This window comes from Mycobacterium sp. (genome assembly GCF_032161845.1).
In the GTDB taxonomy this organism is placed as follows: Bacteria; Actinomycetota; Actinomycetes; order Mycobacteriales; family Mycobacteriaceae; genus Mycobacterium.
On record NZ_JAVRQA010000184.1, the window covers coordinates 1 to 11,653 of the forward strand.

An 11,653-nucleotide genomic window follows, 5' to 3' on the forward strand; every position below is an offset into this window, starting at 1 on the left:
GACTCGGCCTGAACGATCCGCTGTTCGAGCAGTTCGCGCGGTTCGTCGGCGGCCTCTTCACCGGCGATCTCGGCCGATCGCTGCGGACCAGGCAACCCGTCACCGCCGACATCGCCACCTACCTGCCGGCCACCGTCGAACTCGTCGTCGCGGCGTTCCTCATCGCCCTGGCACTGGCTGCGGTGTACGCACTCTCGGGCGCGCTGCGCTGGCCGGGCGCCTCGATCGGCCGCGGTGTCCTCCTGCTCCTGGCCACCGCGCCGCCCTTCCTGCTGGCACTCGTCGGCATCATCGTCTTCTTCGGTCAGCTCGGTTGGTTGCCCGCACGCGGAGTCGGCGACTTCCAGGACCCGGGACCATTCGGCATGCAGCTGCTGGACACCGTGCTGCACGGTCAGACAAACGCGTTCGTCGATGCGCTGCAACATCTTCTGCTACCCGCCGTCGTGCTGTCCATCGCGCCCGCAGTCGCGATCGGCCGGGTCTTCCGCTCGTCACTGCATGGAGTCCTCGGCGTCGACTACGTCCGGACGGCCCGCTCGAAGGGGCTGACCGAGACGCAGGTGGTCGTCCACCACGTCGTCCGAAATGCGATCGGCCCCGCTCTGTCGATGGCGGGCCTGCAGCTCGGATTCATGTTCGCCGGCGTCGTCGTCGTCGAGCAGATCTTCTCCTGGCCCGGCATCGGGAACTACCTTGCCGCGTCCATCCCGGTCGCCGACTTCCCGGCCATCGCCGGGGTCACCCTGGTGCTGGGAGCGATCTACGTCCTGTCCAACGTCCTCGTCGACCTACTGCAAGCGCTCGCCGATCCTCGTATAGCCGCCGAATGACCACCGAGAGAAAGAGTTTCGCCATGTCCAACAGAAGAATGCGGACGAGTGCCGCCGTCGGCGCCGCCCTGATCCTCGCGATGACGGGCTGTAGTTCGGGCACTCCGAACTCCTCCGGCGGTGGCGGCGCCGCGGCCCCGACCGACGGCACCCTGACCGTCGGACTGCTCGGCGACATCGGGCAGCCGCCCGACCCCGACATCTACTACGCCAACAACGGCACCGCCATCATGATCAACGCCTACGAGGGTCTGGTTCAGTACAAGAACAACACCGACACCGTCGAGATCGCGCCGCGCCTTGCCGAGAAGTGGGATGTCAATCCGACCAACGACGTGTACACCTTCCACCTGCGCCAGGGCGTGACCTTCCACGACGGAACGCCGTTCACCTCGGCCGCTGTCGACGTCGCGTTCAAGCGCCGGATCGCCGTCAAGGGCGGTGCCTCGTACATGGTCGAGGCAGTCAAGAGCGTGGCGACGCCCGACGACCACACGGCGGTGATCACCCTCACCAAGCCCAACACCGCCTTCCTGAGCTACCTCGCGTCACCGTTCGGCCCGAAGATGGAATCCCCGGAGGGGCTCAAGTCCAACGCCGGATCCGACGACGCCCAGACCTACCTGTCCTCCCACGATCTGGGCACCGGTCCGTACCAGCTGACCACCGCACAGACCGGGGTCAAGTACGAAATGACCCAGTACGACGGATACTGGGGACCGAAGTCGCCGTTCAAGAAGATCGAATTGCCGGTCTACACAGACGAATCGGCGCTCGAGCTGGCATTCGACAACGGCGCCGTCGATACCATCGCCGCGGCGTTGCCGTCCTCAAGCCTGGACAAGTACGCCAAGGCCGGCGGAGTGTCGAACTACTTTCTGCCGACCCTGCAGGGCGCCTTGGTGACGGTCAACCCCAGCCACGAGTTCTTCAAGACGGCTGATGCGCGGGTCGCGTTCCTCAAGTCGATCGATCAGGCCACGCTGGTGGATCAGGTTCTCGGCAAGCGGTCTGAGGTTGCCACCACGATGTATGCGAAGGGCATGATCGCCGGGGGAGTGGACAAGCAGGCCATCTCATTCGACGGCGGCGCGCTCAAGGGCTACGTGTCCGCGCTGCCGGCCAATGCACCCAAGACGCTGGTGATCGGCTACGCGAACGGCAACGTCAACGCGCAGTCGATGGCCAACATCGTCGTCGCGAACCTGCAGACCGCCGGACTCACCGCGTCCGCCCAGGGCTACGACACCTCGACCGTGTTCGGCTGGATCAACGACCCGCCGACGGGGCCTGATGCCTTCATCGACGGCAACAACGGGCCCGACGGCGGCGACCCGTACATGTGGGGTCACGTCTTCTGGGACGCCGCGGGCGGCATCAACTACTTCGGCTGCGAGTCCAAGGACGTCAACGGTCTGCTGGACCAGGCGCTCGGCACCGGCGACACCGCCACCTACGTCAAGGCGGGTGATCTCTACGGTCAGACCGGGTGCTTCCTGAACCTGTCCTACAACAAGGACTGGGTCGTGGCGCAGAAATGGCTCACCGGAGTGCCCGAGAGCCAGAACGTCGGCGCCAACGAGTTGAACTTCTCGTTGCTCGGCATCGCCGGGTGACCAAACGGAGTGCGGGAGCGAAGCGGCCCGGGCGATGACGGGAGACTCCTCGACCCCATCGCTGTCGCGGCTCGTCTACTCGACGGTTCGGGAGCGGATCATCCGCGGCCAATACCCGCAGGGGAGCCGGCTTCCCGAACAACGCATCGGAGAGGAGTTGAACGTATCCCGCGTGCCCCTGCGGGAGGCGGTTCCGTGGTTGGAGCGCGATGGTTTCGTGCAGTCCCGACCGCGACGGGGGGCGGTGGTCGTGCAGTGGGATGGCAAGGCGATCGACGACCTCTTCGACGTGCGGCTATCGCTCGAGGTGGGGGCGGCGCGCTACGCGGCTCGTCAGGTTTCGCTCGGCGCTCCGATGGAGACGTTGAACCATGCGTTGGACGAGGCGCAGCGGACGGTCGCCGGTGGTGACGCCTATGCGATCGCCAGGACGAGCACCGCCTTTCACGAGGCCGTAATAGAGGTGTCGTCGAATGAACTGATGGTCAGGCTGATGCAGTCGATCTCCGGGCGCATCACCTGGCTGTTCTTCCTCACCAGTGGGCTACCCGCCGACGAGGCGTTTCACGACCACGTGCTGCTTCGCGAAGCGATCGCGTCGGGTAACGAACGGGTCGCCGAGTCGGTGGCCTACGCGCACATCGAGAGGGATCGGCAGCCGACGTTCGAGGCGATGCGGAACAGGCTCGCGGGTTCCCCCGGCAGCGAGGTCATTTCGTCCGTCGGTTAGGACGACGGCGCCGACGTGGATCCCACGGTGCCCGGCGTCCCCTGTTCGCCGCTGGCTGGAGTGGACGTCGTGACCGGCGGCGTCCCAGGCTCGGGTGTCGTGGCAGGAGTCGACGCGGGGCTCGGCGACGAGCCGCCACCGGTGAGCGGGCTGAGGAACGCGCGCAGCAGATCGCCGGGCTTCCAACCGCCGGCCGGCTTCTGCGCCGGGGTGAACTTGTTGGGGCTGGCCGCCGGGGGCGGTTCGGGCGTCGTGCTGATCGACTTCTTGGCGAAGGGCTCCGGGTCGGCTGCCGGCGGCTGGGTGACCGTCGCGAGAGCCTGGGTGGTCTGAACGGCACCCTCGGCGACCGACTGCGCGTCGGAGACCCACTTGGTCGGGGGAGGCGCGAGCTGGAACGGTACCGGCGCCGAAGGGAATGAACCAGGGCCGCTCGGTCGGTCGTAGCCCGTCTCGATGACGGCCCGTAGGAACGGATCAAGGGCTTCGACAACGGATCTCGGCACGCCGAGTTGGAGCAACGGCATCGTCAGCGGCAGTTCGCCGACCGGAGCCTTGATGAGGACGTCGGTGATCCTGCCGTCGGCACTGGTCGAGATGATGCGATCGTCGGCGGGTAGCGCGCTCGGGTCGACGGTGGCGTAGAAGCCGGGGTGCAGGTAGTAGTAACCCATCGCGGCGTTCACGTCGGCGACGACGTTGAAGACGTACTTCGGTGCGTCGGCGACGCCGTCGTACTGCTTGGTGACCTGCAGGACGTGCGTGTCGTCACTCTGAGGGCTGGTGCCGTCGCCGAACGTGACACCGATGACCGGCACGTATACCCCTGCGGGGAACCTGGTCAGGATGCCGCCGTCGTTGCGCCGGGGATCGGCCGCCAGGACGAATTCGATGTTCTTGGTGCTGTAACCCTCGTCCTCCAGCTGGGCGATGGCCTGCGACACGGCACCGGCGCCCTGCGAGTAGCCCACCACGTAGATCGTGGCGTCCGGACCGTTGGCGGTGCGGGCGGCCTTCACCGCGGCCACGGTCTTCGTGGTGGCGTCGCCCTCCGAGGCGTCGTAGGTGGGGTCGCCGAGACCGGTCAGGGGGCCGAGGCTGCGCGGATAGATGAAGAACTTGTTGTTGCTCGGATCGACCGAGGTCTGGTCGTAGGTGCCGTCCAACGCGCCCACCATTCGGTAGGGCGAAATGCCTTCCTCGTTGCCAGTAATCGACTTCGTGCCGTCGACGAATATCGTCGTGGTGGCGGCCAGCAGGGTGTTGGGGGTGACATGGTTGTCGATGGCATAGCCAAATGCGAATACGGTTGCCGCCCCAAGTGCAATACCGGTGGTCACGACGGGAGTCCGCCTCTTGGCTGCTGGTTTGCGATGTTTGCCCACGATTGACGCCCTCCCCGGCGGAAAACAGAATGTGACCCACGGCATATCCGTCACGAATCATTTGCCAGCATAGGGCATCGATGCGAGACCGTGCGCAGGTGTCGGCAAGTTCGCCAGTTCGTCGCGGTCCGACAATTGTTTGCCGACAGCAACGACGTGTGTAACCGGAGCCCAACGGGTAGACGCATCGGATGCGCCATCCAGCGGCCGTCGCCGCCGCCATGGTCGCTCTTCTGGTGGCGGTGTCCTGTGCCCCGACCGAACGCGTCGACCTCGGCGAAGGCTCGGACAACCTGATCGCCGCCATTGCCGGTGAGCCCGACCAGCTCGACCCGCAGAAGACCAGCGCCTACTTCTCGTTCGAGGTACTGGAGAACGTCTTCGACACTCTCGTCGAACCCGACGCGAACCTGCAGATGCAGCCTGCACTCGCCAAGTCCTGGACCGTGTCGCCCGATCAGCTCACCTGGGCCTTCCAGCTACGCCGGGGTGTGACGTTCCAGGATGGCAGTCCGTTCACCGCCGATGACGTCGTGTACTCCTACCGCCGCATCATCGACGAGAAGTTGGCCAACGTCGACAAGTTCAGCGCCGTCACCGACGTGAGCGCAGTAGGACAGGACATCGTCCGCATTCGGGTCAATCGGCCAACGCCGAATCTGCTCACCAACATTGGCGGCTTCAAGGGCATGGCGATCGTGTCCCGCAGGAACGTCGAGAGCGGCCAGATCGCCACCCATCCGGTCGGCACCGGGCCCTTCGCGTTCGTGTCTCAGAAGAGTGGCGACTCGATCGTCCTCAAGGCCAACCCGACGTACTGGGGTGGCGCCCCCAAGGTGCCTGGCGTGACCTTCGAATTCATCACCGAGCCGTCGACCGCGCTGTCAGCGCTGCAGGCCGGCGAGATCGACTGGACCGACTCGGTGCCCACCCAGCGCATCTCTCAACTCAAGGACGACGATTCCCTGAAACTCGCCGTGACGCCGAGCAACGACTACTGGTACCTCGCGCTCAACGAGGCCCGTGCGCCATGGAACGACCCGCGGGTACGCCAAGCGATCGCCTACGGCATCGACCGACAGTCCATCGTGCAGGCCACCAGCTATGGCAGTGCCACCGCGAACCAACTGGCCATTCCGGAAGGGAACCCCTGGTACACGCCCTATGACCGGTATCGCTACGACACCGATGAGGCCCGCCGTCTGCTCGACGCGGCGGGCTCTCACCCGAGCAAGATGGACCTTTTGGTCACCAGCGAATATCCGGAGACCGTGACGGCAGCGCAGGTGATCGCCGACAACCTCAGTCCCCTTGGCATCTCGGTCGACATCCGCACCGTCGACTTCGCGACGTGGTTGGACGAGCAGAACTCCGGCAACTTCGACATGTTGATGATGGGCTGGCTAGGCAACATCGACCCCGATGACTTCTACTACGCGCAGCATCACACCGGCGGGTCGAGCAACGCCCAGAAATTCTCCGACCCCGAGGTGGACCGATTGCTGGACGCCGGCCGGGTTGAGACCAATCAGCAACTGCGCCAACAGGACTACGCCAAGGCGGCTTCGCTCATCGCCGACCAGGTCAGCTATCTCTACCTCTACAACCCAGCGGTGATCCAGGCCTGGACCCCGCGATTGTCCGGATACGAAGCGCGCCGGGATGGCGCGGTGCGGTTCCGGACCGCCAGCCTGACCGGGAGTGCCGACGGATGAGCCATCCCGCGCTGAGATTCCTGATCCGCCGCGTCGTCTACTCGCTGGTGGTGCTGATCGGCGTGCTGATCGTGGTCTTCGCCCTGGTTCAACTGGTGCCCGGTGACCCGGTGCGCATCGCCCTTGGCACGCGCTACACGCCGCAGGCCTACGACGCCCTGCGTGCGGCAAGTGGTCTGGACCGGCCGATCTTTCAGCAGTTCTTCGCCTACGCCGGCTCGGCGCTGACCGGGGATCTTGGTGTTAGTTTCCGCAACGGCGACCCCGTTGCCGGGATCCTGCTCGAACGCCTGCCCGCCACCGTCTCCCTGGCCCTGTTCGGGATCGTCATCGCGCTGCTGATCGCCCTTCCCGCCGGAATCTGGTCGGCACTGCACGAGGGGAAGGTCGGCGACGCGATCGTCCGGGTCACCAGCCAGTTCGGCGTCTCGATTCCCGACTTTTGGATGGGCATCCTGCTGATCGCCCTGTTCTCCACGACGCTCGGCTGGTTGCCGACCTCGGGGTACCGGCCGCTGTCGCAGGATCCCGGGGGGTGGTTGAGCCACCTCGTCCTGCCCGGACTCACGGTCGGATTGGTCGCAGCGGCGATCCTGACACGCTACGTCCGGTCAGCCGTATTGGAGGTCGCTGCAATGGGTTACGTGCGCACCGCACGTTCGAAGGGGCTTTCCCCGCGGGTGGTCACGTTGCGCCACACCGTGCGCAACGCGCTGGTGCCCATCCTTACCATCACGGGCATCCAACTCGCCACCATCCTCGGTGGGGTGATCGTCGTCGAGGTGGTGTTCGCCTGGCCGGGCCTCGGCCGCCTGGTGTACAACGCCGTGGCCGCCCGCGACTACCCGGTCATCCAGGGCGCGGTGCTGCTGATCGCCGTGCTGTTCCTCATCATCAACCTGATCGTCGACATGCTGTACGCAGTGGTCGATCCCAGGATCCGGCTTTCATGACCGACCAGAACATCGACGAGACGGAGACTGGCCGGGTCGGCGCGCTGCGACTCCTGGCGGGCAATGCCGTCACCGTCGTGAGCGCGATCATTCTGGCCGCCGTGCTGGTGATCGCCGTCGGTGCGAAATGGATTGCCCCGCACGGCATCAACGACGTCGACGTGCCGAGCGCGCTGCGTGGGCCCAGCGGTGCGCACTGGTTCGGCACGGACGAACTCGGTCGCGACGTCCTGTCCCGGGTACTGGTCGCCATCCAGGCCTCGATGCAGGTTGCCGTCGTCAGCGTGATGTTCGCCGCCGTGGTCGGAGTGACCATCGGCGTCGTCGCCGGTTACCGCGGAGGCTGGCTGGACACCGTGTTCATGCGCGTGGTCGACGTCATGTTCGCGTTTCCGGTGCTGCTGCTCGCGCTGGCGATCGTGGCCATCCTCGGTCCCGGCGTGACGACCACGATGCTCGCCATCGGCGTGGTCTACACGCCGATCTTCGCCCGCGTCGCGCGCGCCAGCACGCTCAGCGTCAGGGTCGAGCCGTTCGTCCAGGTATCGCGCACCATGGGAACCGGGCACCTCTACATCCTGATTCGGCACGTCCTGCCGAACATCGCGGGACCGCTGATCGTTCAGATGTCGCTGTCGCTGGCCTTCGCCATCCTGTCCGAGGCCGCGCTGTCGTTCCTCGGCCTCGGGATCCAACCGCCCGAACCGTCATTGGGGCGGATGATCTTCGACTCGCAGGGCTTCGTCACCATCGCGTGGTGGATGGCGGTCTTTCCCGGCGCGGCGATCTTCGTCATCGTGCTCGCCTTCAACCTCGCCGGCGATGGCCTGCGCGACGTGCTCGACCCCAAACAGCGCACGATGGTCGAAGCGCGGAGGAAGCAGTGACCGCCCCGGTCTTGCAGGTTTCCGACCTGCACGTGCAGATCGGCAGGCGGCCGATCGTCCGTGGCGTGTCGCTGGCCGTTCAACGGGAGCAGACCCTAGGCATCGTCGGGGAATCCGGATCCGGCAAGTCGATGACGGTGCTCGCGGCGACCGGCTTGCTCGACGCGCCCGGCGCCGTCGTCACCGGTTCGAGTGTCCTTGCGGGCCAGAGAGATTCGATCGAACTCATCGGGGCGTCCGCGCGCACGTTGCGCAGCGTCCACGGTGGGCGGATCGGTTTCGTCTTCCAGGACCCGGGGACGTCGTTGAACCCGCTGTTGACACTCGAACGTCAGATCACCGAGTCCCTCGAGGCGCACCGCCATCCCACCCGGCGGGAAGCCAAGGCGCGGGCGCTGGAACTCCTCACCGCCGTTGGCCTGCCGAATCCGGAAGCCAGGCTGGCTTCCTATCCGCACCAGTTGTCCGGTGGGCAGCGGCAGCGGGTGATGATCGCGATCGCCTTGGCCTGCGACCCCGAACTGCTCATCGCAGACGAACCGACGACGTCGGTCGACGTCACCACGCAGGCGCAGATCATCGATCTGGTCAGGGACCTGCAGCGTGACTTCGGCACCGCAGTGGTGTGGATCAGCCACGACCTCGGAGTGATCGGGCAGGTGGCCGATGACGTCACCGTGCTGCACGACGGCGACGTCACCGAGCAGGCCGCCGTCCACGACGTATTCGACCGTCCGCAGCAGCCGTACACCCGACGGCTCCTCGAGTCCCGTCCGCTGATTGGATCCAGTGGTCCAGCGGCGGTCGCCGACGACGCCGCGACGCTGCTCGAGGTATCGGGTCTCGACGTTCGATTCCCGGTGGCGACCCCAGTCGGCAGGTCGACCATCCACGCGGTCAAGGATTTGTCGTTCCGAATCCGGCGAGGGTCCACCCTGGGGCTCGTCGGCGAGTCCGGGTCGGGCAAGTCCACCGTCGCGGCCGCACTGACCGGGTTGGTCAAACCGGATGCCGGACACGTGACGATCGACGGGACCGACGTGCTCGCGGTGAGGCGTCGCGCCGAGAAGTCGCTGCGGCGGCGGATCGGCCTGGTGCTGCAGGACCCCTTCGCCTCACTCAACCCCCGGCTGCCGGTCGCGGTGTCGGTCGGTGAGCCGCTGGTGGTGCACGGGCTGGTCAAGGGGAAGGCCGACCGCCGGGCGCGCGTCGACGAGCTTCTTGGCATCGTCGGGCTGCCGTCATCGTTCGCCACGCGGTACCCGCACGAACTGTCCGGAGGTCAACGGCAGCGGGTGAGCATCGCACGGGCCCTTGCCCTTGAGCCCGAGCTGTTGATCCTGGACGAGTCGACGGCCTCGCTCGACGTGTCCGTGCAGGCGCAGGTCTTGGAGCTGCTGGCCGACCTGCAGCAGCGCCTCGGCTTGACCTACCTCTTCATCGGGCACGACCTGGCAGTGATCGAGAAGGTCAGCCACGACGTCCTCGTCATGCGCGCGGGCAACGCCGTGGAATATCGCCCCGCCTCCGAGCTGTTCGCCACACCGCAGGACGAGTACACGCGCGCCCTGCTGGCAGCCGTCCCGCCGGCCCGTCCGCGGGTGTAACGAATCCGTCGGCCCACCGATGATTCATCTGAGTGACGTGGGCGGCCGCTGGTCCGAGACCAGTGCTGGGGGAGAGATCGAAGGAGTCGATGCACGATGGGTGCACCGTTGGAATTTTGTCGTAAGCGAACTGTCTGCGCCGTGCTGGCGTCCGGAGTGGTCATCTCCATGACGGCGCTGACGGGCGGCATCGCGCCCGCGTTCGCCAAGCCGGGTGACGAACCGGTCGTTCCGACGACCACGATCGTGCCCGCGCCGCCCGTCGCGGTAACCGAGGCCCCTGTCGAGAAGCCCACGGTCGCGGACATTCCGTCGCCGGTCGCCCCTGCCCCGGTGGTCGTGCCGACGGTGCAGCAGACGGTCGAGGCACCACCGCCCGTCGTCGTGCCCACGGTGCAGCAGACCGTCGAGGCGCCGACCCAGACCCGCGCGCCCGAGCCCGTCTCGCCGACGACCGCGGAGACCAGCGTCGCACCGGCCGCGCCACGGGTGGCCCCCTCGACCAGCACGCCGCCTCCGGTGACGTCGACGACGACGAGTCCGACGACGTCCACGCCTGCGGCGACGAGCGGATCCACGCCGCCGTCGCCAGCGTCATCGCCGACTCCAGCCAGCGAGACGTCGGAAGCGAGTAGCAGCAGCCCGACGTCCGCGAAGAGTGAGGCGCCCGAGCCCGCGTCCACGTCGTCCGAGACGTCTTCCGAATCGACGTCGTCGGCGTCGACTTCTGAACCCTCCGCCAAGACCGGGACGTCCTCTAGCGAGTCGTCCTCCGAGTCGGCGACGGAGGCAACGCCGAAGGTGATCGCGAAGGTCGCACCGCAGACGCTCGAGGCGCCGGAAGCCGACGTCCAGACTGCCCTGGCCGCGAAGATCGTCGAAGCGAAGCCCGTCGAGGCGCCCAAGCAGGAAATCCAGGACGTCTCACGGATCATCGACCTGCCGAACCGGGACCGTGATCCGTTCAACAAGGACGGCAGGCACGACGACGATCATGTGCAGCTCGCCGGCGGTTGGGACCGCAACGTGCGGCAGTGGAAGCCAGACTGGGTCCAGTACGACGAGTACTACCGCCCGGTGCTGAGCAACCCGTATCACGAACGCGTGCGGATCGTGTACATCTACCAGAACGCGCCACGCGTGGTGTGGATCCCGCCGCTGGCCAGGATCGTCCTCGAGGTGGCCCAGTACGCCGCGTACAGCTTCACCGCGGTGGTCACCAATACCATCAACCAGGCGGTCAACGTCGCCGTCGGCAGCTTCTTCGGTGGCGGGTACTACCCGGGAATCGGCTTCCCGCCGCCGCTGCCGCCGCCGCCACTGCTGAACTACGCCAACGTACCCGTCCAGGTGCGCTATCCCGACGCCACCTACCAGCCGTTCCGGGTTTCGAAGATCGTCGACGTGGGTCCCGACCGGCAGTACGGCGAGCAGAAGGTGCTGCTCGACGGCGTCACGCCGGCGTGGGGTGAATGGAAGCAAACGCCGTCCGGCGAGCGCAGTTTCGAGGTGCACAAGACTCAGCAGTTCCCGGGCCTCGACGACCCGCAGCCAGGGCCGCTGCCCGGTGACTACCAGCTGACGTTGGCCTCGGACGAGTCGCCAGCCGGCATGAACAAGCGGGACGTCTACCTCATTGCGGTAGCCGTGGCGTGTGGCGCGTTGAGCATCGGCGCCGTGGTCCTCGCCGTCCTCATGGGTCGCCGACGGCGTCCGTTGCACTAGCCGGTTCAGACGAAAGATGGCCGCCGAGTTAGTCACTCGGCGGCCACCTTCGTTGAGGTGCTACGGCGTGACTGGCCAGTCCCAGACGGACATGTCGCCTGCCGGGTAGTTCATGCAGACGTCGGTGGCCTTGGCGGCGACGCCCTTGTTGTTGAAGAAGACCTTGGCCCAGTTGCCCCAGTGCGTCGCCACGTTCTCGTAG

Annotated in this window: 10 protein-coding genes; 8 read left to right on the forward strand and 2 right to left on the reverse strand. The window is 66.5% G+C overall.

Features of this window, described 5'->3' with window-relative positions; all coding sequences use genetic code 11:
• The 3 genes from QOD90_RS10570 to QOD90_RS10580 all read left to right on the forward strand — a co-directional run.
• Positions 1 to 833 (forward strand): ABC transporter permease (locus QOD90_RS10570; RefSeq protein ID WP_526349364.1); only part of this gene is annotated, 833 nt, incomplete at its 5' end.
• A complete protein-coding gene (locus QOD90_RS10575; RefSeq protein WP_526349366.1) occupies positions 830 to 2,449 on the forward strand; it encodes an ABC transporter substrate-binding protein in 1,620 nt (539 codons plus the stop codon). The genes QOD90_RS10570 and QOD90_RS10575, both read left to right, overlap by 4 nt.
• A gap of 34 nt (positions 2,450 to 2,483) precedes the next feature.
• Positions 2,484 to 3,179 (forward strand): GntR family transcriptional regulator, encoded by a 696-nt coding sequence (locus tag QOD90_RS10580; protein WP_526349368.1) that lies wholly within the window; start codon positions 2,484 to 2,486, stop codon positions 3,177 to 3,179.
• On the opposite strand, the gene QOD90_RS10585 is transcribed toward QOD90_RS10580, so the two are convergent.
• Complete coding sequence (locus QOD90_RS10585) at positions 3,176 to 4,519, reverse strand: PE-PPE domain-containing protein (protein ID WP_526349370.1); 1,344 nt, start codon at positions 4,517 to 4,519, stop codon at positions 3,176 to 3,178. The genes QOD90_RS10580 and QOD90_RS10585 overlap by 4 nt on opposite strands.
• 236 nt (positions 4,520 to 4,755) lie before the next feature.
• On the opposite strand from QOD90_RS10585, the gene QOD90_RS10590 reads away from it, so the two are divergent.
• The 5 genes from QOD90_RS10590 (at position 4,756) to QOD90_RS10610 (ending at position 11,451) form a co-directional block, all read left to right on the forward strand.
• Positions 4,756 to 6,279, forward strand: a complete 1,524-nt coding sequence (locus QOD90_RS10590; protein WP_526349372.1) for an ABC transporter substrate-binding protein — start codon at positions 4,756 to 4,758, stop codon at positions 6,277 to 6,279.
• Entirely contained in the window at positions 6,276 to 7,232 is a 957-nt protein-coding gene (locus tag QOD90_RS10595; protein WP_526349374.1) for an ABC transporter permease, read from the forward strand. The genes QOD90_RS10590 and QOD90_RS10595 overlap by 4 nt, the downstream gene beginning before the upstream one ends.
• On the forward strand, positions 7,229 to 8,119 hold the full coding sequence (locus tag QOD90_RS10600) for an ABC transporter permease (RefSeq protein WP_526349376.1): 891 nt from the start codon (positions 7,229 to 7,231) through the stop codon (positions 8,117 to 8,119). The genes QOD90_RS10595 and QOD90_RS10600 overlap by 4 nt, the downstream gene beginning before the upstream one ends.
• Entirely contained in the window at positions 8,116 to 9,726 is a 1,611-nt protein-coding gene (locus QOD90_RS10605; RefSeq protein WP_526349378.1) for an ABC transporter ATP-binding protein, read from the forward strand. The genes QOD90_RS10600 and QOD90_RS10605 overlap by 4 nt, the downstream gene beginning before the upstream one ends.
• Before the next feature lie 141 nt (positions 9,727 to 9,867).
• The gene (locus QOD90_RS10610) at positions 9,868 to 11,451 is read left to right on the forward strand and encodes a hypothetical protein (RefSeq protein WP_526349380.1); all 1,584 of its coding nucleotides are present in this window, start codon (positions 9,868 to 9,870) and stop codon (positions 11,449 to 11,451) included.
• Positions 11,452 to 11,511: 60 nt separating this feature from the next.
• Here the strand turns inward: QOD90_RS10610 and QOD90_RS10615 are convergent.
• A partial coding sequence (locus QOD90_RS10615; RefSeq protein WP_526349382.1) for a DUF5078 domain-containing protein occupies positions 11,512 to 11,653 on the reverse strand: 142 nt, incomplete at its 5' end.

Coding starts and splice junctions, on each gene's coding strand:
- QOD90_RS10595 (WP_526349374.1), top strand. CDS start 6,276: ATGAGCCATCCCGCGCTGAGATTCCTGATCCGCCGCGTCGTCTACTCG.
- QOD90_RS10580 (WP_526349368.1), top strand. CDS start 2,484: ATGACGGGAGACTCCTCGACCCCATCGCTGTCGCGGCTCGTCTACTCG.
- QOD90_RS10575 (WP_526349366.1), top strand. CDS start 830: ATGACCACCGAGAGAAAGAGTTTCGCCATGTCCAACAGAAGAATGCGG.
- QOD90_RS10600 (WP_526349376.1), top strand. CDS start 7,229: ATGACCGACCAGAACATCGACGAGACGGAGACTGGCCGGGTCGGCGCG.
- QOD90_RS10590 (WP_526349372.1), top strand. CDS start 4,756: ATGCGCCATCCAGCGGCCGTCGCCGCCGCCATGGTCGCTCTTCTGGTG.